At 61.1% G+C, this 20,345-nt stretch carries 23 protein-coding genes; 13 read left to right on the top strand and 10 right to left on the bottom strand.

Features of this window, described 5'->3' with window-relative positions; all coding sequences use genetic code 11:
* Positions 1 to 12: 12 nt before the first annotated feature.
* Both AB4O09_RS22220 and AB4O09_RS22215 read right to left on the bottom strand, forming a co-directional pair.
* Complete coding sequence (locus AB4O09_RS22220) at positions 13 to 2,517, bottom strand: ABC transporter permease (RefSeq protein WP_027912699.1); 2,505 nt, start codon at positions 2,515 to 2,517, stop codon at positions 13 to 15.
* Positions 2,517 to 3,200, bottom strand: coding sequence for an ABC transporter ATP-binding protein (locus AB4O09_RS22215; protein ID WP_003199342.1), 684 nt, complete (start codon positions 3,198 to 3,200; stop codon positions 2,517 to 2,519). Before AB4O09_RS22215 ends, AB4O09_RS22220 begins: the two co-directional genes overlap by 1 nt.
* 10 nt (positions 3,201 to 3,210) lie before the next feature.
* Between AB4O09_RS22215 and AB4O09_RS22210 the strand changes: the two genes are divergently transcribed.
* The 3 genes from AB4O09_RS22210 to AB4O09_RS22200 all read left to right on the top strand — a co-directional run bounded on the left by AB4O09_RS22210 (position 3,211) and on the right by AB4O09_RS22200 (position 5,400).
* Positions 3,211 to 3,816, top strand: a complete 606-nt coding sequence (locus AB4O09_RS22210) for an arylesterase (RefSeq protein ID WP_003199345.1) — start codon at positions 3,211 to 3,213, stop codon at positions 3,814 to 3,816.
* Between the two features lie 56 nt (positions 3,817 to 3,872).
* Positions 3,873 to 4,166 carry a hypothetical protein gene (locus AB4O09_RS22205; protein WP_003199347.1) on the top strand — a complete coding sequence of 98 codons (294 nt, stop codon included), beginning with the start codon at positions 3,873 to 3,875 and terminating at the stop codon, positions 4,164 to 4,166.
* Between the two features lie 262 nt (positions 4,167 to 4,428).
* On the top strand, positions 4,429 to 5,400 hold the full coding sequence (locus AB4O09_RS22200) for a L,D-transpeptidase family protein (protein WP_003199349.1): 972 nt from the start codon (positions 4,429 to 4,431) through the stop codon (positions 5,398 to 5,400).
* Positions 5,401 to 5,541: 141 nt separating this feature from the next.
* Here AB4O09_RS22200 and oprI read toward each other — a convergent pair whose 3' ends face one another.
* Positions 5,542 to 5,793, bottom strand: coding sequence for an outer membrane lipoprotei OprI (oprI, locus tag AB4O09_RS22195; protein ID WP_003199355.1), 252 nt, complete (start codon positions 5,791 to 5,793; stop codon positions 5,542 to 5,544).
* Positions 5,794 to 6,428: 635 nt separating this feature from the next.
* Here oprI and AB4O09_RS22190 point away from each other — a divergent pair.
* Positions 6,429 to 6,710: a GNAT family N-acetyltransferase gene (locus tag AB4O09_RS22190; protein WP_003199362.1), complete on the top strand. Its 282-nt coding sequence runs from the start codon at positions 6,429 to 6,431 to the stop codon at positions 6,708 to 6,710.
* 175 nt (positions 6,711 to 6,885) lie between these two features.
* Here the strand turns inward: AB4O09_RS22190 and AB4O09_RS22185 are convergent, their stop codons facing one another.
* A complete protein-coding gene (locus AB4O09_RS22185; protein ID WP_003199364.1) occupies positions 6,886 to 7,962 on the bottom strand; it encodes a 3-deoxy-7-phosphoheptulonate synthase in 1,077 nt (358 codons plus the stop codon).
* A gap of 267 nt (positions 7,963 to 8,229) precedes the next feature.
* Between AB4O09_RS22185 and AB4O09_RS22180 the strand changes: the two genes are divergently transcribed.
* The 4 genes from AB4O09_RS22180 to cysB all read left to right on the top strand — a co-directional run bounded on the left by AB4O09_RS22180 (position 8,230) and on the right by cysB (position 11,791).
* Positions 8,230 to 9,183 (top strand): putative 2-dehydropantoate 2-reductase, encoded by a 954-nt coding sequence (locus AB4O09_RS22180; RefSeq protein ID WP_038857021.1) that lies wholly within the window; start codon positions 8,230 to 8,232, stop codon positions 9,181 to 9,183.
* Positions 9,184 to 9,203: 20 nt separating this feature from the next.
* Positions 9,204 to 10,109 carry a 5'-nucleotidase gene (locus AB4O09_RS22175; RefSeq protein WP_003199368.1) on the top strand — a complete coding sequence of 302 codons (906 nt, stop codon included), beginning with the start codon at positions 9,204 to 9,206 and terminating at the stop codon, positions 10,107 to 10,109.
* 96 nt (positions 10,110 to 10,205) lie between these two features.
* Positions 10,206 to 10,706 carry a universal stress protein gene (locus AB4O09_RS22170; protein ID WP_003199370.1) on the top strand — a complete coding sequence of 167 codons (501 nt, stop codon included), beginning with the start codon at positions 10,206 to 10,208 and terminating at the stop codon, positions 10,704 to 10,706.
* A 110-nt stretch (positions 10,707 to 10,816) separates the two neighbouring features.
* Positions 10,817 to 11,791, top strand: coding sequence for an HTH-type transcriptional regulator CysB (gene cysB, locus AB4O09_RS22165; RefSeq protein ID WP_003199376.1), 975 nt, complete (start codon positions 10,817 to 10,819; stop codon positions 11,789 to 11,791).
* A 7-nt stretch (positions 11,792 to 11,798) separates the two neighbouring features.
* Here cysB and AB4O09_RS22160 read toward each other — a convergent pair whose 3' ends face one another.
* Both AB4O09_RS22160 and AB4O09_RS22155 read right to left on the bottom strand, forming a co-directional pair.
* Complete coding sequence (locus tag AB4O09_RS22160; protein ID WP_003199378.1) at positions 11,799 to 12,281, bottom strand: GreA/GreB family elongation factor; 483 nt, start codon at positions 12,279 to 12,281, stop codon at positions 11,799 to 11,801.
* A gap of 2 nt (positions 12,282 to 12,283) precedes the next feature.
* Positions 12,284 to 12,670, bottom strand: a complete 387-nt coding sequence (locus AB4O09_RS22155; protein ID WP_003199380.1) for a hypothetical protein — start codon at positions 12,668 to 12,670, stop codon at positions 12,284 to 12,286.
* Between the two features lie 121 nt (positions 12,671 to 12,791).
* On the opposite strand from AB4O09_RS22155, the gene earP reads away from it, so the two are divergent.
* Positions 12,792 to 13,925 (top strand): elongation factor P maturation arginine rhamnosyltransferase EarP, encoded by a 1,134-nt coding sequence (earP, locus tag AB4O09_RS22150; protein ID WP_003199383.1) that lies wholly within the window; start codon positions 12,792 to 12,794, stop codon positions 13,923 to 13,925.
* Between the two features lie 48 nt (positions 13,926 to 13,973).
* Positions 13,974 to 14,543 (top strand): elongation factor P, encoded by a 570-nt coding sequence (locus AB4O09_RS22145; RefSeq protein ID WP_003199385.1) that lies wholly within the window; start codon positions 13,974 to 13,976, stop codon positions 14,541 to 14,543.
* A 136-nt stretch (positions 14,544 to 14,679) separates the two neighbouring features.
* Here the strand turns inward: AB4O09_RS22145 and AB4O09_RS22140 are convergent, their stop codons facing one another.
* From AB4O09_RS22140 to AB4O09_RS22130, 3 genes are all read right to left on the bottom strand, one after another.
* Positions 14,680 to 15,693 carry an alpha/beta hydrolase gene (locus tag AB4O09_RS22140; protein ID WP_460107520.1) on the bottom strand — a complete coding sequence of 338 codons (1,014 nt, stop codon included), beginning with the start codon at positions 15,691 to 15,693 and terminating at the stop codon, positions 14,680 to 14,682.
* A gap of 35 nt (positions 15,694 to 15,728) precedes the next feature.
* The gene (locus AB4O09_RS22135; RefSeq protein WP_003199389.1) at positions 15,729 to 16,148 is read right to left on the bottom strand and encodes an organic hydroperoxide resistance protein; all 420 of its coding nucleotides are present in this window, start codon (positions 16,146 to 16,148) and stop codon (positions 15,729 to 15,731) included.
* 343 nt (positions 16,149 to 16,491) lie between these two features.
* Positions 16,492 to 16,953, bottom strand: a complete 462-nt coding sequence (locus AB4O09_RS22130) for a MarR family winged helix-turn-helix transcriptional regulator (protein WP_003199391.1) — start codon at positions 16,951 to 16,953, stop codon at positions 16,492 to 16,494.
* 144 nt (positions 16,954 to 17,097) lie between these two features.
* On the opposite strand from AB4O09_RS22130, the gene AB4O09_RS22125 reads away from it, so the two are divergent.
* Positions 17,098 to 17,847: a sulfite exporter TauE/SafE family protein gene (locus AB4O09_RS22125; protein WP_013692579.1), complete on the top strand. Its 750-nt coding sequence runs from the start codon at positions 17,098 to 17,100 to the stop codon at positions 17,845 to 17,847.
* Here the strand turns inward: AB4O09_RS22125 and AB4O09_RS22120 are convergent.
* The gene (locus AB4O09_RS22120; protein ID WP_027912697.1) at positions 17,837 to 18,691 is read right to left on the bottom strand and encodes a LysR substrate-binding domain-containing protein; all 855 of its coding nucleotides are present in this window, start codon (positions 18,689 to 18,691) and stop codon (positions 17,837 to 17,839) included. The two genes, AB4O09_RS22125 and AB4O09_RS22120, sit on opposite strands and share 11 nt — an antisense overlap.
* 97 nt (positions 18,692 to 18,788) lie before the next feature.
* Between AB4O09_RS22120 and AB4O09_RS22115 the strand changes: the two genes are divergently transcribed.
* Together AB4O09_RS22115 and AB4O09_RS22110 are read left to right on the top strand one after the other, a co-directional pair.
* A complete protein-coding gene (locus AB4O09_RS22115; protein WP_003199394.1) occupies positions 18,789 to 19,007 on the top strand; it encodes a DUF1127 domain-containing protein in 219 nt (72 codons plus the stop codon).
* Positions 19,008 to 19,071: 64 nt separating this feature from the next.
* Positions 19,072 to 20,301 carry a winged helix-turn-helix domain-containing protein gene (locus AB4O09_RS22110; protein WP_003199396.1) on the top strand — a complete coding sequence of 410 codons (1,230 nt, stop codon included), beginning with the start codon at positions 19,072 to 19,074 and terminating at the stop codon, positions 20,299 to 20,301.
* Positions 20,302 to 20,345: the final 44 nt, after the last annotated feature.

The following is a 20,345-nucleotide window of genomic DNA, read 5'->3' as shown; positions in this document are numbered from 1 at the left end:
GCCGGGAGTCTATCAACCCTCGCGCAATACTGTCAGCGGGCTGGCGTTGAGCGCTCGACGGGTGCCAAACACCCCGGCCGCGCCGATCAACAAGGCCCCCAGCAGCGGCAATGCCAACAGCCATGGATGCGGATGCCAGGGCAGGTCGAAGGCGTACCGGTAAAGCACCAGGCTCACCAGCTCCGAACCCAGGGCCGCAAGCAGGCCACTGACCGCGCCCAGCAGGCCGAACTCGATGCGCCGGGCCTTGACCAGCAAGGGCCGTTCGGCGCCCAGTGCACGCAATAGCGCACCTTGGCGAATGCGCTCGTCGAGGGTCGCCTGCAGGCCGGAAAACAACACCGCCATCCCCGCTGCCAGTACAAACAACAACACATACTCCACCGCCAGGGTCACCTGGGCCAGGATGCTGCGCAGTTGTTCGAGCAGGGCCTCGACTTGCAGGATCGTCACCGCCGGAAAGGCCCGGGACAGGTCGACGATCTGTTGGTCGTGGCCCGACGCCAGGTAGAAACTGGTGAGATAGGTCGCTGGCAGATCCTTCAATGTGCCTGGCTGGAAGATCATGAAGAAGTTGGGCTGGAAATTGTCCCAGTTGATCTCCCGCAGGCTGGTGACCTTCGCTTCACGGTTGACGCCACCCACGCTGAACACCAGGCGGTCGCCCAGCTTGATCTTGAGGTTCTCGGCCACTTTGCCTTCCACCGAAACCCCCGGGATATCGTCCGGTGGTTGCTGCGGCCACCAGGTCCCTGCGGTGACGATGTTGCCCGTCGGCAGGTCCGCGGCCCAGGTCAGGCTCAAGTCACGTTGCAGCGCCCGGTCACCTGCAGAGTCCTTGGTGACGAACTCTGTGGCCGGTTCGCCATTGATGCTGACGAGGCGCCCGGGTACCACGGGGTAGAGCGGGGCCGATTGCGCCGACAATGCCAGCAGCTTGTCGGTGAAGGCCTGCTTGTCGTTGGGCAGGATGTTCAGCGCGAAATAGTTCGGGGCGTTTTTTGGCAACTGGTTTTGCCAGGTGTCCAGCAGCTCGCCGCGCAACAACGCGATCAACGCCATGGACAACAGGATCAGGCCAAACGCCAGGGCCTGGCCGGCGGCGGCCAAGGGATGACGCAGCAATTGGCCGAGGCCCAGCCGCCAGGGCAGGGAAGCGCGGGCCAACAGGCGACGCAGGCTCTGGAGCAGCAGCAACAACAAGCCGCCGAGCACCAGCGCGGCGACGACGCCACCACCCAGCAGGGCGAAGGTGAGGACCAGGTCCAGGCTCAGGCGCCACATGATCAGGCCCAGGGCGCCCAGCGCGGCACCGTAGATCACCCAGGAGCTGGAGGGGATCGGCAGCATGTCCCGGCGCAGCACGCGCAACGGCGGTACCCGGCCCAGCGCAGCCAATGGCGGCAGGGCGAACCCCGCCAGGGCCACCAGCCCGGTGCCGATCCCGGCGATCGCCGGCAGCAGGCCACCCGGCGGAACGGTGGTGGGCAGCAGGTCATGCAGCAGGGCGAACAGGCCCAGTTGGGCGATCCAGCCGAGCAGGGCGCCGCTGATGCTGGCGAGCAGGCCCAACACCGTCAATTGCAGGCTGAACAGCACCATGGTTTCCCGGCGTGACAGGCCCAGGCAGCGCAGCAGCGCGCTGGCGTCGAACCGTCGGGTGGCAAAGCGGTTGGCCGAGAGCGCGACGGCGACACCGGACAGCAACACCGCCACCAGGCTGGCCATGTTCAGGTAGCGTTCGGCCTTGCCCAGGGCGCCACCGATCTGCCGGTTGCCGTCGCGGGCATCCTGCAGGCGCTGGTTGGCTTCAAGGCCTGGCTTGACCAGGTCGCGGTAGGTTTGCAGCGCCGATGCCGGGCCGCGCCACAGGTCGCGATAGCTGACACGGCTGCCCGGCTGGACCACGCCGGTGGCCTCCAGGTCCTTGAGGTTGATCAGTACCCGCGGGGTGAGGCTGTAGAAGTTGCCGGCGCGATCGGGCTCATAAGTCAGCACGCGGCTCAGGCGCAAGGTCTGGTTGCCGACGTCGATGCTGTCGCCGATCTTCAGCTCCAGTGCCGTCAGCAGTCGTGCTTCGACCCAGGCCTCGCCAGGGTTCGGGCGTCCGCCGATTTCTTCCGGGGCGAACGGGGTGGGGGTGCTTTTCAGCTCGCCGCGCAATGGGTAGCTGTCATCGGCCGCCTTGACGCTGGACAGCTGGATGCCATTGTCGGTGGCCACAACACTGGAAAACTCCACCACCCGGGCGTGCTCCAACCCCAGTTCGATGCCGCTGCGAATCTGCTCCGGGCGGGCGGGGGAGCTGCCTTCGAGCAGCAGGTCGGCACCGAGGAACTCGGTGGCGCGCATCATCATCGCGCCGTTGAGGCGGGCACCGAAGTAACCGATGGCGGTACTGGCCGCCACCGCCACCAGCAGGGCGAAGAACAACACCCGCAACTCACCGGCGCGGGCATCGCGAAGCAATTGACGGACAGCGAGACTGAACAGGCGCAACAGCGGCAAGCGTGCCATCAAGGCTCCAGAGGGGCGACCATCTCGCCGGCTTCAAGTCGGATCAGGCGCCGGCAACGATGGGCCAGGCGTTCATCATGGGTCACCAGCACCAGGGTCGTGCCGCGTTCCTTGTTCAATTCGAACAGCAGGTCGCTGATGCGCTCGCCGGTATGGCTGTCGAGGTTGCCGGTGGGTTCGTCGGCAAACAGCACGTCGGGCTCGGCGGCAAAGGCGCGGGCAATCGCCACGCGTTGCTGTTCGCCGCCGGAGAGCTGGCGTGGCGAGTGGGTCAGGCGCTGGCCCAGGCCGACGCGCTGCAACAGTTGCGTGGCCCGTTCGCGGGCATCCTTGCGCCCGTCAAGTTCCAGCGGCAGCATGACGTTTTCCAGTGCATTGAGGCTGTCGAGCAACTGGAACGACTGGAAGACGAAGCCGACATGCTCGGCGCGGATCCGCGCACGCTGGTCTTCATCCAGAGCGCTGAGCGCTTGGCCGGCGAGTGTCACCTCGCCGCTGCTGGGCAGGTCGAGGCCGGCCAGCAGGCCCAGGAGAGTGGATTTGCCGGAACCGGACGCCCCGACGATGGCCAGGCTATCGCCTTTGTTCAGTTCCAGGCTGAGTTCGTGCAGGATGGTCAGTTCACCTTCCGCGCTGGAGACCACTTTGCTAAGGTCCGTCGCGGTGAGAATGCTTGAGCCCATGGAGAATCCGATGCGTGTGTGGTTTTTGAGTGCCGGCCTGGCCTTGATGTGCATGGCCCAGAACGCAGCGGCGGGTACAGTCCTGATCGTTGGCGATAGTATCAGCGCGGCTTTCGGCCTGGATACCCGGCAAGGGTGGGTGTCGTTGCTCGAACAACGGCTCAAGGCCGAGGGTTTTGACGATAAAGTGGTCAATGCTTCCATCAGTGGCGACACCAGTGCCGGAGGCCAGGCGCGGCTGCCGGCGCTGCTTGCAGCCCATAAGCCGGACCTGGTGATCCTGGAACTGGGCGGCAACGATGGCCTGCGCGGACAGCCGCCAACACAATTGCAACAAAACCTTGCAGCGATGATCGACAGCGCTCGTGCCAGCGGTGCCCAGGTACTTTTGCTGGGCATGCAACTGCCACCCAATTACGGACGGCGCTACACCGATGCCTTTGCCCGGGTCTACAGCACCCTGGCCGAGGAGAAAAAAGTCCCGCTGGTGCCGTTTTTTCTCAAGGACGTCGGTGGCATCCCGACCATGATGCAAGGCGACGGATTGCACCCGTCCGTCGCGGCCCAGGGCAAGTTGCTGGAAAATGTCTGGCCGACACTGAAACCGCTGCTTTGACGCTTTTCTACCGGCGGGCTTTCGGCTAATGTGGCGCCCCCGATTTGGAGCCCCCGATGCCGCGTCCCGCCTGGTCCCTGTTTGCCTACCAACTGATCGAGCCTGACGAGCAGCTGGATCTGTTCGCCTGCCAGGAAGTACGGGTGCACCTGGTGACCCGGCAGTTGGAACTCGGTGGCTCGGCCGACCGGACCCTCTGCGGCAGCCTGCTGCCGGCCCAGCCACGCTGGTCGAGCGTCGATCGCAAGATTTTCCAGGATCATCGCCTGTGCTCGTTGTGCCGGGCGATCCTGGAGTCCCAGAAACGCGGCACCTCGCCAATCTGGCCGGAGCTGCGGTTCGAGTTGTAGTTTCCCAGATTTCGACATGTCCCTTGTGGGAGCGAGCCTGCTCGCGATGGCGGCAGCACATTCAACATTAATGCAAGCAGACCCTCCGCTATCGCGAGCAGGCTCGCTCCCACAGGGATTTGGTCGAACCATCCATAGATGTGAATGCCTGAAACAATGCTTCACATCGGACGCCTCTGTACCGCTCTCCCCGAAATAACAAGTGGCAGTGTACAATCGCCGTTTTCATAACCCCTTGTTCGATCTGCGAAGGATTTCCCGGATGTTGCCGCGCTTGCCTGCCGTCGCCCGCTGCCTGTCTCTTGCCGCCCTGTGTATGGCGGGCCCCGTTGCCGCCCTGGAGCTGCCTCTGCCACCGCCGGGTGAAGACATCGTTGGCCAGGTGCAGGTTATCAAGGCCAAATACGAAGACACCTTCGCCGACCTGGGTACCACCTATGACCTGGGCTACAGCGAGATGGTCGCCGCCAACCCCGGGGTCGATCCCTGGTTGCCGGGCGCAGGCACCGAGATCGTGCTGCCGACTCGCTTCATCCTGCCGCCGGGTCCGCGCGAGGGCATCGTGATCAACCTGGCCGAGTACCGTCTCTACTATTTCCCCAAGGGGCGGAACGTGGTCTACACCTTCCCGCTGGGGATTGGGCGTGAGGGCTGGGGATCGCCGATCGCCCACACCAGCATCATCGCCAAGACGCCGAACCCGACCTGGACCCCGCCGGCATCGATCAAGGCCGAACACGCCGCTGACGGCGACCCGCTGCCGAATGTCGTGCCCGCCGGCCCGGATAACCCGCTGGGTCCGTTCAAGTTCACCCTGGGCACCCCGGGCTACCTGATCCATGGTTCGAACAAGAAGTTCGGCATCGGCATGCGGACCAGCCACGGTTGCTTCCGGATGTTCAACAACAACGTGCTGGAAATGGCCGGCATGGTGCCGGTGGGGACATCGGTGCGGATCATCAACGACCCCTACAAGCTGGGCTTGAGCGGTGGCAAGGTGTACCTGGAAGCTCACACACCGCTGGACGACAAGGGCAACCCGTCGGTGGTGGACAAGCACACCTCAGTGATCAACGCGATGCTCAAGCGTGAAGACATCACCAGCAACTTGCGCATGAACTGGGACGTGGTGCGGGACGTGGTGGCGGCCGAAGATGGCATGCCGGTGGAAATCGCTGTTCCGAATACCTCGGCACCGATGGTCACGAGCGCGCCGATCGACTTGCAGCAGTAAAAGACTCGACAACAACCCGCCGACGTTTCGCGATGTCGGCGGGTTTTTTATTGCTTGGGAAAACACCGGGCAATAGCTCTCGAACCCAAAAAAAAAGCCGACCCAAAAATGGGTCGGCTCGATAACAATCCCGAAGGACTATTACTTGCGGCTAGCTTTGTCCAGCATGCGCAGAGCACGCTCGTTAGCTTCGTCAGCAGTCTGTTGTGCTTTTTGAGCAGCAGCCAGAGCTTCATCAGCTTTACGGTAAGCTTCGTCTGCACGAGCCTGGGAGCGAGCTGCTGCGTCTTCGGTAGCAGTCAGACGTGCTTCGGTTTCTTTCGATGCGCTGCTGCAACCGGTAGCCAGAACTGCGGCCAGGGCCAGAGCAGAGAATTTCAGAACGTTGTTCATCGTGTTCCCCTTCAAGGACATTCTATTAGTGACTGTCTCCCCAGACTGAGGAGTTAGCCGGCGTACATACTACCCATTACTTGTAGTAAGTAAACTGACGTAGCGCAAGAAGCAAAAAAATTGTAGGTGGTGATTCTTTTTCGAGCAACTTTTCTAAGGGGTGTTTAAAAAATATACAGCCCGAAGCCCTTTGCTGGAGCGCGTCAACGAAAAAAAGTTCCGTGGCGACGGAGAACTCTGGCAGCCCTCGCTAACACCGTTGTTTATTGATTCACCTACACTTTTGTACATTTTTTGTGCAATGCCCCAGGCATCTTTATTGGTATTGGCGGTGACTTTAACTACGCGCGCTCGTCTCAAGACTCAACAACTGGCGATGTTCAGCTATTGCACCGTGACCGACTACAGCGCGACGATGGCGCTCAATCGATAAACCGGACGAGGTTTACCCCTTCGATGACAGGCGTGCCTTGAGCATTTGCGTCATTGGTGCCTACTATTCACGACGTGCTCGGGTTTGAGCGGATCGGTTTTGGCGCTCGGTGACCAGGAAGGCACGGGGTGGCGTAGATGTTCCTTCGCCGGAAAAACATCGGTAAGGTAGGGGTCGGCATTCAGACCCGCGAGGAGTAGTGATGAGCGAGGCGGTTACCATCCACCATGACCAGGCTGGTCATCAGTTCGAGACCAATGTGGACGGTCATCGTGCCTATCTGACCTATATGGACCTGGGCAAGCAGACCCTGGATATCTATCGCACCTTCGTGCCCAACGCCTTGCGCGGTCGGGGCATCGCGGCGGCGTTGACCGAAAGTGCGCTGCAGTACGCTGAAGAAATGGGCTATACGGTGATCCCATCCTGTTCCTACGTGGAGCGCTACATGGAGCGTCACCAGCGGCACGCGGCGAAACTCTGAGAAAACGGATTCCCAATAAAAAACGCCGAGCTGAAGAGCCCGGCGTTTTTTTATGTCTTGAGGAAAGCAAAAGATCGCAGGCTTCGCCAGCTCCTACATCCCCGCTCCAAATATGTGTAGAAGTTACGTAGGAGCGTGGTAGGAGCTGTCGAGTGCAACGAGGCTGCGATCCTTTTTAGCCGCGCTGCCGCTTCGGCAGAACATCCTTGAGCTTGGCATGCATGCTGCGCAGGGTGTTCTCGGTGGCGCTCCAGTCGATGCAGGCATCGGTGATGGAGACGCCGTACTGCAAGTCGGCGAGGTCTTTCGGGATGGCCTGGCAGCCCCAATTCAAGTGGCTTTCGACCATCAGGCCGATAATCGACTGGTTGCCTTCCAGGATCTGGTTGGCCACGTTCTCCATCACCAGCGGTTGCAGTGCCGGGTCCTTGTTGGAGTTGGCGTGGCTGCAGTCGACCATGATGTTCGGCTTGATCTTGGCTTTGTTCAGCGCCTGTTCACACAGCGCGACGCTGACCGAATCGTAGTTCGGCTTGCCATTGCCACCGCGCAGTACCACGTGACCGTAGGCGTTGCCCTTGGTGGTGACGATCGACACGCCACCTTCCTGGTTGATGCCCAGGAAACGGTGTGGGCTGGAGACCGACTGCAAGGCGTTGATCGCCACGGTGAGGCCACCGTCGGTGCCGTTCTTGAAGCCCACTGCCGACGACAGGCCGGAGGCCATTTCGCGGTGGGTCTGGGATTCGGTGGTGCGCGCGCCGATGGCCGACCAGCTGATCAGGTCCTGCAGGTATTGCGGCGAGATCGGGTCCAGCGCTTCGGTGGCCGTGGGCAGGCCCATTTCCGCCAGGTCCAGCAGCAATTGACGACCGATGTGCAGGCCGTCCTGGATCTTGAAGGAGTCATCCAGGTACGGGTCGTTGATCAGGCCTTTCCAGCCGACGGTGGTCCGAGGCTTCTCGAAATACACCCGCATGACCAGGTACAAGGTGTCGGAGACTTCCGCAGCCAGCACTTTCAGGCGCTCGGCGTATTCGTGGGCGGCCTTGATGTCATGGATCGAGCAGGGCCCGATGACCACGAACAGGCGATGATCGGTGCCGTCCAGGATGTTGCGGATGACTTCCCGGCCCTTGGTCACGGTGCGCAGGGCAGCGTCGCTCAGGGGAATATCGCGCTTGAGCTGGTCAGGCGTGATGAGGGTCTCGTTGGAGGCGACGTTAAGGTCGTTGATCGGTAAATCAGCCATCGTGTTACTCGTCAGGTCACGGGTGCCGGCCGCCAGCGATCCCCGCGCGGCGGTGCACAGCGGATTTTAAGCGCGTCGGGGAGCCGAACCTTATCGCGTTACGAGGTGGCTCGACAATGGGCTGGGTCGGGTTTAATGCCCTAAAGGCTGGGGAGCAGGCCTTGGGGATGGCTCTGAAGCAGATTCGTGAGCAGATGTAATGATGATTGCATGCCATGCCGCTCGCGCTGATAGTGTGCAGGGACTTTTACCAGGAGAGTTGCAAAGATGCAGGCAGGCGTGAAACCGCGGATCGGGATGATCGGCACCGGGGCGATCGGTGGGTTCTACGGCGTGATGCTGGCGCGTGCCGGTTTTGACGTGCACTTTTTACTGCGCAGCGAATTTGCTGCCGTGGCCGAAGCCGGCTTGCGGATCGACAGCGCGGTTCACGGTACGCTGGCCCTCAACCCCGTCCAGGCGTATCGCTCGGCAGCCGACATGCCGCCCTGCGACTGGCTGCTGGTCGGCGCCAAGACCACCAGCAATGCCGAGCTGGCCCCGGCCATTACCCAGGCTGCTGCTGACGGGGCAAAAGTCCTGTTGCTGCAGAACGGCCTGGATGTCGAAGACGATCTTCGACCCTTGTTGCCCGATTCGTTGCACCTGCTGGGTGGCCTGTGCCTGATCTGCGTGCATCGCGTCGGCCCTGGTGTCGTCACCCACCAGGCCCTCGGCGCGGTCAACGTCGGTTATCACAGTGGGCCTTGCGCCGACCAGGCACAACGCATGGTGATCGTCGAAGAGGCGGCGACGTTGTTCCGCAACGCCGGTATCGATGCCCAGGCCATGCCGGGCCTGCAACAGGCCCGCTGGCAGAAGCTGGTGTGGAATGTGCCGTACAACGGTCTTTCGGTTCTGTTGGGCGCCAGTACCACGCCGTTGATGGCCAACGACCATAGCCGCGAATTGATCCAGGCACTGATGGGGGAGGTGGTTCGCGGTGCGCAAGCCTGCGGGCATCACATCGCGCCGGGTTATGCCGAGTATCTGTTCACGATGACCGAGAAGATGCCCGACTACTGGCCGAGCATGTACCACGATTATTCCCACAAGCGTGCGCTGGAACTGGACGCGATCTACGGCCGGCCATTGGCGGCTGCGAAAGCGGCAGGGTGTGAGCTGCCGAAAATCGAAGCCTTGTATCAGGCGTTGGCGTTCGTGGACCGATATAACCGCTGAGCGGGCGAAAGGGGAGCGGTATGGCAAACAACATCGACGACAAACTGGTGCTGGCGATTTCGTCGCGGGCGTTGTTCGACCTGCGGGAAAGCCACAAGGTGTATTTGTCCAGTGGCGTCGAAGCCTATCGGCAGTACCAGATCGAGCACGAAGACGAAGTCCTGGCACCCGGTGATGCCTTCGCCCTGGTGCAAAAGCTGCTGAACCTCAACGAGCACCTGGGGCGCGCCCGAGTCGAGGTGATTCTGGTTTCGCGCAACAGCGCCGACACCGGCCTTCGAGTGTTCAACTCGATTCATCATTACGGGCTGGCGATCTCGCGCGCGGCTTTCGTTGGCGGTCGCAGTCCTTACCCGTACCTCAAGGCGTTCGGTTGCGATCTCTTTTTGTCGACCCACGCTGAAGACGTGCGCAGCGCCCTGGACGCCGGGTTTGCCGCCGCGACCATCCTGTCGGGTGGTGCCAGTCGCGCGGCCAGCGAGGAGCTGCGCATTGCCTTCGACGGCGATGCCGTGCTGTTTTCCGATGAATCGGAGCGCGTCTATCAGGCCGATGGGTTGGAAGCCTTCCAGGCCAGCGAGCGACAGGCCGCCCGCGAGCCACTGCGAGGCGGGCCGTTCAAGGGGTTCCTGGCGGCGCTCAATGCACTGCAGCGCGAGTTTCCCGAGGACGCCTGTCCCATTCGTACGGCGCTGGTGACGGCCCGTTCGGCACCGGCCCACGAGCGGGTCATCCGGACCTTGCGTGAGTGGGATATTCGCCTGGATGAGTCGTTGTTCCTGGGCGGCCTGACCAAATCGGCCTTCCTCGAAGCGTTCGCCGCCGATGTCTTTTTCGATGACCAGACCGGCCATTGCGAACTGGCCCGAGAGGTGGTCGCCACCGGTCACGTGCCCCACGGTATCAGTAACGAAATGAAGCCCTGACTGCCCTTGGTCCGGGACGTCAAGCCGCACGTCGCAGTCCCCGAGGCGCTGCTAAGCTGAATCAATCTCCGCCATTTTGGCACGCGAGGAGGTCACATGATTCGTTCGATGCTGTACGCCACAGACCTGGGCCTGTACGCCCCTTATGTGATGCAGCATGCCTTGGCGTTAGCACGGACGTTTGAAGCCGAGTTGTATGTGGTGCATGCGGTAGAACCGATGGGGCTGTTCGCCGAGTCGGTGTTGCAGAGCTATCTCGATGAACAGGCGCTGAACGAATTTCATCGCCAAGGTCTGAATACGGTGATGGCCAATATCGAACAGCGAGTGCTCGACAGTTTCCGCGAGGAGTTGGGAGACGGGCAGCAGGATTTGCAACTGATCAAGTCGGTCAGGGTGTACCAGGGCGATCCTTCCCAGGTCATCCTGGAGCAGGCTGCGAAACTCTCTGTCGACTTGCTGATCGTAGGCAGTCATTGCCAAGGGGCAAGCGGTGAGACCCCCTTGGGCAGAACCGCTGCACGGGTGTTGCAGTTATCCCGGGTACCGGTCTACCTGGTACCGCTGGTACAGCGCCGACGCCAGGGAGAGGCTTGAGGCTAAATGATGGCTTTTTATAAAAAGTTCTAGATTTATTGTCGTAACCTTTCATATAGTTATATACCGTCGCTGATGCCCGTGGCGTCCAACTGCTTTGAGGGATACATATGAAGCTTCAACAACTGCGCTACATCTGGGAAGTGGCGCACCACGACCTCAACGTTTCCGCTACTGCCCAAAGCCTTTACACGTCGCAACCTGGCATCAGCAAGCAGATCCGCCTGTTGGAAGATGAACTGGGCGTCGAAGTCTTCGCCCGCAGCGGTAAACACCTGACCCGCGTGACTCCGGCCGGCGAGCGCATCATCACCACCGCTGGCGAGATCCTGCGCAAGGTCGAAAGCATCAAGCAGATCGCCCAGGAGTTCTCCAACGAGAAAAAGGGCACCCTGTCGATCGCCACTACCCACACCCAGGCCCGCTATGCGCTGCCGCCGGTGATCAGCAACTTCATCAAGCAATACCCCGACGTGGCGCTGCACATGCACCAAGGCTCGCCAATGCAGATCGCCGAGATGGCGGCCGACGGCACGGTGGATTTCGCCATTGCCACCGAGGCCCTGGAACTGTTCGGGGATTTGGTGATGATGCCGTGCTATCGCTGGAACCGCTGTGTGGTCGTGCCCCAGGGCCATCCGTTGACGAAGCTGCCGAAGCTGACCCTCGAAGCCCTGGCCGAATACCCGATCGTGACCTACGTATTCGGTTTCACTGGTCGTTCCAAGCTTGACGAAGCCTTCAGCCATCGTGGCCTGACGCCGAAAGTGGTGTTCACCGCCGCCGATGCCGACGTGATCAAGACCTACGTTCGCCTGGGCCTGGGCGTGGGCATCGTCGCGAAGATGGCCGTCGATACCAAGCTCGACAGCGACCTGGTGGTGCTGGATGCCAGCGAGTTGTTCGAATCCAGCGTGACCAAGATCGGCTTCCGTCGTGGCACTTTCCTGCGGGGTTTCATGTGCGATTTCATCGAGAAATTTGCACCGCACCTGACCCGGGAAGTCATGGCCAAGGCCATCCAGTGCCACAACAAGCAAGAACTCGAAGAGTTGTTCGACGGCGTCGAACTACCGGTGCACTAAGACCCTTCTAGATCGCCTCGGTGACAGCGAACTGTTGCCGGGCGCCCGCTACCACGATCTCTACTTCATCCCCTTCGAACTTGCCCAGAAGGCCGCGGCCCAGCGGTGAGCGAGGGGTGATGACAGTGATCGGCTGGCCCACCAGCGAGACCTTCAAGCCCGCCGCATCCGGCCCCAGGAAGAGCCATTGCTGACGGCCGTCCTCATCTTCCAGGCCGATCAAGGTGCCGACCTGAATACCGCGCTGCTCGTCGTAAGGCCTTAGCGTCAGGTTCTGGCAGAGGGTGAGGGCCTGGCGGATTTCTTCCACGCGCCTGGCTTGTCCGGCGGCGAGGTAGGACGCCTCGAGACCCAGGGTGTCGTACTTGTTCTCGGCGATGTTTTCTTCGTGGGTCGCGGTTTCGTAGGCGGTCTGCGCGGCGCGTTCGGCGATGTCGAGATCAATCTTGAGCTTGTCGAGAATCAACTGGTGGACGGTCTGTTTGTTCATGGTCATTCGCAGAATTGCAGAACGTTGGCGCGGCTTTTTTCACTGGGCGCATTCTGGTCCTGTTGCAGCCAGAACTGGCACTTGGGGTTGGACAGGTTGCGCGGATTGTTGCGGGCCTGATCGAGCGCCTGGCGCTGCTCGTTCCGTTGCAGGTTCTGTTGGTACTGCTCGAACATCGGTGTGGGCGGCTCTGGGGGTGGTTGCACCGCCGGTGGTTGCGCCAGTTGATGGACGGCGGCGGCCACGGGTGCCAGTTGTTCATTGAACAGAAATCTGGACAGCAGCCAGCTCGTCAACACGATGGCGAGGAACCCCAGCCAGAGGCCCAGGGCGATGCTGAAGGTCAATTGCAAAGCCGTGAGGCGCGAGGGTGTCGAGTGATCGGGCATGGCTGCTTCCTGGCAGAGTCATGGGCAGGCGATGATTGTCGCATGAAGATTAATCGCCGTCGGCTCTTCTGCGTGATCGGTTTATTCGGGACAATCAGGCCTTTGCCACAGGGAGTCGGGAATGACCGTGCGTTGGGATATTTTTTGCACCGTCGTCGATAACTTTGGCGACATTGGTGTCACGTGGCGCCTGGCTCGGCAGTTGGTGGCCGAGCATCGATGCGCGGTGCGGCTATGGGTCGATGACCTGCGTGCCTTCGAACGGTTGTGTCCGGAAATCGACGTCACCCTGTCCGAGCAATGGCAGCAGGGTGTGCAAGTGTGTCACTGGCCTGGGGAGTGGGCGCCCACCGACGCCGCCGACGTGGTGATCGCTGCGTTTGCCTGCCAACTGCCGAGCGCCTACATGGATGCGATGGCGGCGCGCCAGACGACGCCCCTGTGGATGAACCTTGATTATTTGAGCGCCGAGGACTGGGTGATCGGTTGCCACGGCCTACCGTCGGTCAAGTACAAGCACGTGCAGAAATATTTCTTTTTCCCGGGCTTCCAGGAAGGAACAGGTGGCCTGCTGCGTGAGGCGGGGCTTCTGGAACGCCGCCGGCAATTCCAGCAGGATGCCGCGGCGCAACGAATGTTCCTGCAAGGTCTGGGCGTCGAGCGGGCGCCGAATACCTGCCTTATCTCGCTGTTTGCCTATGAGAACGCCGGGCTGGCGAGCTGGTTTGACGCAATGGCCGCTGATGCCCAGGCGTTTCATGTGCTGGTTCCCGAAGGGCGGGTACTGGGTGATGTCGAGCGTTGGCTTGGCGTCGACGGCCTGGCGGTCGGTGCGGTACATCGACGCGGCGCACTGACGGTGCAGGTATTGCCGTTCATCCGCCAGGACCAGTACGATCAATTGTTATGGTGTTGCGATTTCAACGCCGTGCGTGGCGAAGATTCCTTCGTGCGCGCCCAATGGGCCGGCCGGCCGTTGCTCTGGCACATCTACCAGCAGGAAGAAGACGTCCACCTGGAAAAACTCGAGGCGTTTCTCAGGCTCTACACCCAGGGGCTTTCCCAGGCGGCGCAAAAAGCGATCAGCGGTCTTTGGCGGGCCTGGAATGCCGGCCAGGAGATGACTGAACATTGGAAAGACACCCGTGAACAGCAGCAGGAACTGGCCGAACATGCCCAGGCGTGGTGTCTGGAACAGGCCTCGCGAGCCGATCTTGCCGCAGCGCTGGTGAAGTTTTATGTAAATTGGATATGATACGCGGCCTAGATTTTTGTAAATCCCATCCAAATTCGGATATTCGCAATGAAAACTGGTAAAGAACTGAAACCCGGGACCGTGATCCGTCTCGAAAACGATCCTTGGCTGGTTCAGAAAGCTGAGTTCACCAAGTCGGGTCGTAACAGCGCGATCATGAAGACCAAGCTGAAGAACCTGCTGACCGGTTACAAGACCGAGATCGTCTACAGCGCCGACGACAAATTGGACGACGTGATCCTCGACCGCAAAGAAGCGACCCTGTCCTTCATCAGCGGCGACACCTACACGTTCATGGACACCACTGACTACACCATGTACGAGCTGAACGCCGAAGACATCGAAAGCGTTCTGCCGTTCATCGAAGAAGGCATGACCGACGTCTGCGAAGCCGTGTTCTTCGAAGAGCGCCTGGTTTCCGTAGAGCTGCCGACCACCATCGTGCGTCAGGTTGACTACACCGAAGGCTCCGCTCGCGGTGACACTTCCGGCAAGGTGATGAAGCCTGCCAAACTGAAGAACGGTACCGAACTGTCGGTAGCTGACTTCATCGAAATCGGCGACATGATCGAGATCGATACCCGCGAAGGCGGTTCCTACAAAGGCCGCGCTAAATAAGCGAAGCCTTGTGTATGAAAAAGCCCGACCATTGAGTCGGGCTTTTTTATGCCTGCGGATCATGTTCAGGCCAAGGGACAGGATGGGGTCTGTGGTGAGGGGATTGATCCTTGCTCCCACAGTGTTTCATCACAAGTCACTTCAGGTGTTGCTTGAGCTCTTGCGACACCTGCAGCATCGCCGAACGTACCGCCGGCACCTGGCTGACCACGTTGAGCAAGCCATAGTCGTGGATCATGCCGTTGTAGCGCACGGCGGTGACGGGTACACCGGCTGCGTCCAGCTTGCGGGCATAGGCTTCACCCTCATCGCGCAGGACGTCGGCCTCGGCAGTTTGTACCAGCGCGGGCGGCAGGCCCTTGAGTTGTGCGGTGCTGGCGCGTAACGGCGAGGCATAGATCTGGCTGCGTTGCCCGGCGTCGGTGGTGTAGTTGTCCCAGAACCACTTCATCATGTTTTTACTGAGGAAGTGCCCTTCGGCGAACTGGTTGTAGGACGCCGTCTCGAAGCTGGCATCGGTCACCGGCCACAGCAATGCCTGGAAGCGGATCGCCGGCGTGCCTTTGTCCTTCGCCATCAAGGCCACGACCGCCGCCATGTTGCCGCCGACGCTGTTGCCCACCACGGCCAGGCGCTTGCCGTCGACGTTGATCTGCTTGCCGTGTTCGGCCACCCATTTCGTGGCGGCGTAGGCCTGGTTGATCGCCACCGGGTAATGCGCCTCGGGTGAGGGCGTGTAGTTGACGAACACCGCGACAGCGCCCGAGCCCGCCACCAGATCCCGAACCAGGCGTTCGTGGGTCGGTAAGTCACCCAATACCCAGCCACCGCCGTGGAAGAACATGAACACGGGCAACTCACCCTTGACCCCGGCCGGGCGAACGATGGTCAGGCTGATCGGTTGGCCCTCGACCTGGATGGTTTTCTCGCTGACGTCGGCCTTGGGCAAGGTCAGTTTCACCCCTGCCTGGGCGCCCACCAATACGGCGCGAGCGTCCTTGGGTGACAGTTGCTCCAGGGGCTTGCCGGTGCCGGCATTCAGCGCGTCGAGAAACGCCTGGGTGTTGTGTTCGACGATGCCGTCGGCGAAGGCACTGCTGACGCCGAGGGCGAGAAGGGTGGCGGTCAAGGCTTTGCTGAGCGTGTTCATGTGCATCTCCTTAGGTTCGGGTCCAGGGTCGGTGGTTAGACGGTGACGTGCAGGCGCACATCAACGTTGCCGCGGGTGGCGTTGGAGTACGGGCAGACCTGGTGAGCCGCATCCACCAGGCTTTGCGCGTCGGCCTGGTCCAGCCCTGGCAGGCTGATGTGCAGGTCGATGTCGAGGCCGAAACCGCCGGGGATCTGGCCGATGCCGACATGGGCGGTAATCGAGGCGTCGTCCGGGATCTTGCGTTTGCTCTGGCTGGCCACGAATTTCAGTGCGCCGATGAAGCAGGCCGAGTAGCCGGCGGCGAACAGTTGCTCAGGGTTGGTTGCCGCACCGCCTGCACCACCGAGTTCCTTGGGCGTGGCGAGTTTGACGTCGAGGATGTTGTCGCTGGAGATCGCACGACCATCACGGCCGCCGGTGGAGGTTGCGATTGCGGTGTAGAGAGTTTGCATGATGAGAGCCTCGTTTCTGGATTGGTGTTGTTGCGCTAAATGTTTGCGCGCTAAGTAGGTGTGAAGAGAATGTATAGCGCTAATATTTAGTGCGCAAGATAAATTTTCGAAGCGAGTTGAATTTGCGCCGCTGAAAGGGCGTGTAACCCTTGATCTAGAGCGTTTAAGCGCAGCAAAAAAATTTTAGATGGGCGAGTTACAGATCAGGGAGCGGCAGGACTGCCGCCATCGCGAGCAAGCTCGCTCCCACATTAGATTTGCGTCGAACGCAGATTTATAGTCACTGAGCATCAAGTGTGGGAGCGAGCTTGCTCGCGATAGCGGTGGGTCAGTTGGAGGTAAGTCAGAGGCTGTCTTGCAAATGCCCGCGCAGTGCCTGCAGGTCAAGTTGCAGCTTCTTCAACTGCTCCAGGGTCAGGCCGCTGGCGGCGAGGATGCACTGGGGGATGTCGAGGGCTTTTTCGCGCAGGGCGCGACCCTGTTCGGTGAGTTCGACAATCACTACGCGTTCGTCTTCACGGCTGCGGGTGCGGCTCAGCAGGCCTTCGGCCTCCAGGCGCTTGAGCAGTGGCGTCAGCGAGCCGGGGTCTGTCAGCAGACGTGTGCTGATTTCACCGACGGTCAATCCGTCCTTTTCCCACAACACCATCATCGCCAGGTATTGCGGATACGTCAGGCCCAGGGCCTGTAGCAGCGGCTTGTAGACTTTGGTCATCAGCAGTGAGGTGGAGTGCAGGGCGAAACAGACCTGGTTGTCGAGCAGCAGGGCTTCACAGGCTTCGGGGGTGTCGCGCAGGGTGTTCATGGCAAAACCTTCAATCAATGATCGTTACGAATCTAGCGGGCGAATCTTTAATGCGCCAGATAATTCTGACGTCTGCACAGATGTTACGTTTCCCCGCTGGCGCCGACTGCGTAGGATAAGCACCCTGATGAAAGGGGAATCGTCTTGTTCGAATTTGTGCTGTTTTTGGTGTTTGGTGCCGTGTTGGGTACCTTGGGGGGATTGTTCGGGATCGGTGGCGGCCTGATTGCCATTCCGGTGCTGGGCGTCTGGTTCGGCCTCGACCAGCAACTGGCCCAAGGTACGGCGCTGGTCATGGTGGTGCCCAACGTGATGCTCGCGTTGTGGCGCTATCACCAGCGCAATCGCATTGAATTGCGCCATGTCCTGCCGTTGGCTTCCATGGGTTTCTGCTTTGCCTGGCTTGGTTCGATCTGGGCCGTGGGGATCGACGCGAACAGCATGCGGATCGGCTTCGTCGCGTTCCTGATCGCGCTGACCCTCTACAACCTGGCCCGCATGTTCGCCGCCAATGCACCGGCTTCGGCGCAGATGCGTTATGGCTGGCCATGGCTCGCCGTACTGGGGGCAGCATCCGGCACCATGGGCGGTCTGTTCGGGGTTGGCGGGGCCGTGGTCGCGACGCCGATCCTGACCAGCATCTTTGGCACCAGCCAGGTGGTCGCCCAAGGGTTATCCCTGGCACTGGCCTTGCCCAGTACCGGCGTGACCCTCGCCACTTATGCGTTTCACCATGAGGTGGACTGGAGCATCGGCCTGCCGCTGGCCGTCGGTGGCCTGCTGAGCATCAGTTGGGGGGTGAAAGTCGCCCACGCCTTGCCGGAGCGGCTGTTGCGCGGGCTGTTCTGCGGTTTCCTGGTGCTGTGCGCGGTGCTGCTCGCCTTTAAAGTTTGAAGCCTTCGACGATGTGCTCGGCCAGGCACTCGGTGATCGGCGAGGGGTTATGCAGGTTGCGGATCAGCATGATGCTGGCCTCGGGCAGTTCCGGCAGGTCTTCAGCTTCGCCCAGTACGCGCATGTCCGGGGTCAGCAGGCTTTCCAGTTGCGCCGTGATTGCCAGGCCGGCGCCCACCACCGCCATGAGCGCCGACAGGCTCGAGCTGTTGTATGCCACGCGATAATCGCGCCCCATGGCATCCAGCGCATTGCAGGCCCATTGCCGGCAGAAACAGTCACTGTTGAACATCGCCAGCGGCAGCGGTGTTTGTTCATGGACGTTGAAGCAGGCGGCTTCGGCCCAGACAAAACGCTCCTTGCGCAGCAACTGGCCGATTTCGTCCCCTGGCTTGCGGGTGACGATGGACAGGTCCAGGTCCTGGCGCAGCAGCAACTGCTTGGACGATTCGCAGTGCACTTCAATTTCGATCAGCGGGTAGAACTGGGCGAAGCGTTGCAGGATGCCAGGCAGAAAGCGCATCACGTAATCGTCCGGCGTGCCGATGCGCACCGTGCCGACCATGTGCGGTTCGCGCAGGGTATTGAACACCTCGCTGTGCAGCTTGAGGATCCGCCGAGCGTAGCCCAGCAGCACCTGGCCTTCGGCGGTGAGCTTGACCTGGCGTCCGTCACGCTCGAACAGGCGGCGTTGCAATACGTCTTCTTCCAGCCGCTTCATCTGCATGCTCACGGCAGACTGGGTGCGATTGACCAATTCCCCGGCCCGGGTGAAACCGCCCTGGTCGGCGATGGCGACAAAGGTACGCAGCACTTCCGTATCGATGCTCGGGTAACTCGACAATTGATCAATCTCCGAGATGTATTGCATAAGAAACATTCGTTGGATTGATCTTATCGTTAGCGCGAGACTTGATCCATCCCCAACGGAGGACATCACGATGAAAGGTCAAAAAGGTTATCTACTGATAGACAAACTCTCCCACGGCTTTTCCGTCAGCGCCCTGCTGCACAAGTTTAGTCGCTGGTACGAATTGCACCACGAACGCGAACTGCTGGCCGGAATGAGCGACGAGGCGCTCAAGGACATTGGCGTGAGTCGTGCCGACGTGGAACAGGAAGTGGTTCGGCCATTCTGGGACGACCCAATGCACAAATGAGCCATCCTTTCCTACACAAACCCCTTATTGGTGAGGTAGGTTGCGAGCAGAGAAGGAGATCTCCATGCCCGCGACTCTGTCCTTTACCCTCAAACAGGCCCGGCGTCTGGCGTTGGCCGCCCAAGGATTCGATGGGCGGTCGCCGCCAGCTTCGGTGCAACCCTCACGCCTCAACCGCCTGATCGAACGCCTCGGCGTCCTGCAGATCGACTCAGTCAATGCGTTGGTGCGCTCGCATTACCTCCCGCTGTTCTCCCGCCTCGGTCACTACAATCGCGATTTGCTCGATCAAGCAGCCTGGAGCCAGGGCCGACGTCGTACGCTGTTCGAATACTGGGGTCATGAAGCGTCGCTGCTGCCGATGTCGATGTATCCGTTGATGCGCTGGCGCATGAATCGGGCGTCGGGTGGCGAAGGGATTTATCAGCAGTTGGCGCGTTTCGGCCAAGAACGCCAGGATGTCATCCGCCGTGTCCTGGCGTCGGTCCAGGAGCAGGGCGCCCTGGGTGCTGGCAGCTTGTCCACGCGCCAGGAGAAGGCCGGGCCTTGGTGGGACTGGAGTGCGGAGAAACATGCGCTGGAGTGGCTGTTTGCCGCGGGTGAAGTCACGGTGGCGGGGCGGCGCGGGTTCGAGCGGCTCTACGACTTGCCCGAACGGGTCCTGCCGGCCTCGATCCTGCAGCAACCGTTGCCGGACGAGGCCCAGGCCCAACGCGCCTTGCTGCTACATGCAGCCGACGCCTTGGGCATTGCCACAGAGAAAGATCTGCGCGACTACTTTCGCCTCGCTCCGGCCGACAGCCGTGGGCGCCTGGCTGAGTTGGAGGAGGCCGGAGAGCTGCTGCGCTGCCAGGTGCAGGGCTGGAAACAACCGGCCTGGTGCCGACCTGAGGCGAAAGTTCCTCGCAAAGTCGCCGCCAGTGCCTTGCTGTCACCGTTCGACTCGCTGGTCTGGGAGCGCGGCCGTACCGAGCGGTTGTTCGACTTTCGCTACCGGTTGGAGATCTACACGCCTGTCCACAAGCGGGTGTATGGCTATTACGTGTTGCCGTTCCTGCACCACGAACGCATTGCAGCACGGGTGGACCTGCGGGCGGAGCGGGCCCTGGGGCAGTTGGCCGTGCATGCCGTGCACGAGGACGCGTCGGGGCTGGACGAGGAGGGGATGCAGGCCCTGGCGCTGAACTTGAGGCGCATGGCCCGGTGGCTGGGGTTGGAGCGGGTCCAGCTCAATTGCCAGCGAGTGAGTGGGGTGCGGTTGGCGGTGGCATTGGCCCAGATTGATGGTGACTGAGCCGACGCCTTCGCGAGCAAGCTCGCTCCCACAAGGGATTTCTG

The organism is Pseudomonas sp. H1_F01, from assembly GCF_054681425.1.
Note: the sequence above shows the minus strand (reverse complement) of the source record. Positions and strands in the feature narration are given on the sequence as shown.

Coding starts and splice junctions, on each gene's coding strand:
- AB4O09_RS22205 (WP_003199347.1), top strand. CDS start 3,873: ATGCCGCGTCCCGCCTGGTCCCTGTTTGCCTACCAACTGATCGAGCCT.
- earP (WP_003199383.1), top strand. CDS start 12,792: ATGACCGTGCGTTGGGATATTTTTTGCACCGTCGTCGATAACTTTGGC.
- AB4O09_RS22190 (WP_003199362.1), top strand. CDS start 6,429: ATGAGCGAGGCGGTTACCATCCACCATGACCAGGCTGGTCATCAGTTC.
- AB4O09_RS22175 (WP_003199368.1), top strand. CDS start 9,204: ATGGCAAACAACATCGACGACAAACTGGTGCTGGCGATTTCGTCGCGG.
- AB4O09_RS22210 (WP_003199345.1), top strand. CDS start 3,211: ATGCGTGTGTGGTTTTTGAGTGCCGGCCTGGCCTTGATGTGCATGGCC.
- AB4O09_RS22170 (WP_003199370.1), top strand. CDS start 10,206: ATGATTCGTTCGATGCTGTACGCCACAGACCTGGGCCTGTACGCCCCT.
- AB4O09_RS22140 (WP_460107520.1), bottom strand. CDS start 15,693: ATGAACACGCTCAGCAAAGCCTTGACCGCCACCCTTCTCGCCCTCGGC.
- AB4O09_RS22185 (WP_003199364.1), bottom strand. CDS start 7,962: ATGGCTGATTTACCGATCAACGACCTTAACGTCGCCTCCAACGAGACC.
- oprI (WP_003199355.1), bottom strand. CDS start 5,793: ATGAACAACGTTCTGAAATTCTCTGCTCTGGCCCTGGCCGCAGTTCTG.
- AB4O09_RS22130 (WP_003199391.1), bottom strand. CDS start 16,953: ATGAACACCCTGCGCGACACCCCCGAAGCCTGTGAAGCCCTGCTGCTC.
- AB4O09_RS22110 (WP_003199396.1), top strand. CDS start 19,072: ATGCCCGCGACTCTGTCCTTTACCCTCAAACAGGCCCGGCGTCTGGCG.
- AB4O09_RS22145 (WP_003199385.1), top strand. CDS start 13,974: ATGAAAACTGGTAAAGAACTGAAACCCGGGACCGTGATCCGTCTCGAA.
- AB4O09_RS22160 (WP_003199378.1), bottom strand. CDS start 12,281: ATGAACAAACAGACCGTCCACCAGTTGATTCTCGACAAGCTCAAGATT.
- AB4O09_RS22115 (WP_003199394.1), top strand. CDS start 18,789: ATGAAAGGTCAAAAAGGTTATCTACTGATAGACAAACTCTCCCACGGC.
- AB4O09_RS22220 (WP_027912699.1), bottom strand. CDS start 2,517: ATGGCACGCTTGCCGCTGTTGCGCCTGTTCAGTCTCGCTGTCCGTCAA.
- AB4O09_RS22155 (WP_003199380.1), bottom strand. CDS start 12,670: ATGCCCGATCACTCGACACCCTCGCGCCTCACGGCTTTGCAATTGACC.
- AB4O09_RS22180 (WP_038857021.1), top strand. CDS start 8,230: ATGCAGGCAGGCGTGAAACCGCGGATCGGGATGATCGGCACCGGGGCG.
- AB4O09_RS22215 (WP_003199342.1), bottom strand. CDS start 3,200: ATGGGCTCAAGCATTCTCACCGCGACGGACCTTAGCAAAGTGGTCTCC.
- AB4O09_RS22200 (WP_003199349.1), top strand. CDS start 4,429: ATGTTGCCGCGCTTGCCTGCCGTCGCCCGCTGCCTGTCTCTTGCCGCC.
- AB4O09_RS22135 (WP_003199389.1), bottom strand. CDS start 16,148: ATGCAAACTCTCTACACCGCAATCGCAACCTCCACCGGCGGCCGTGAT.
- cysB (WP_003199376.1), top strand. CDS start 10,817: ATGAAGCTTCAACAACTGCGCTACATCTGGGAAGTGGCGCACCACGAC.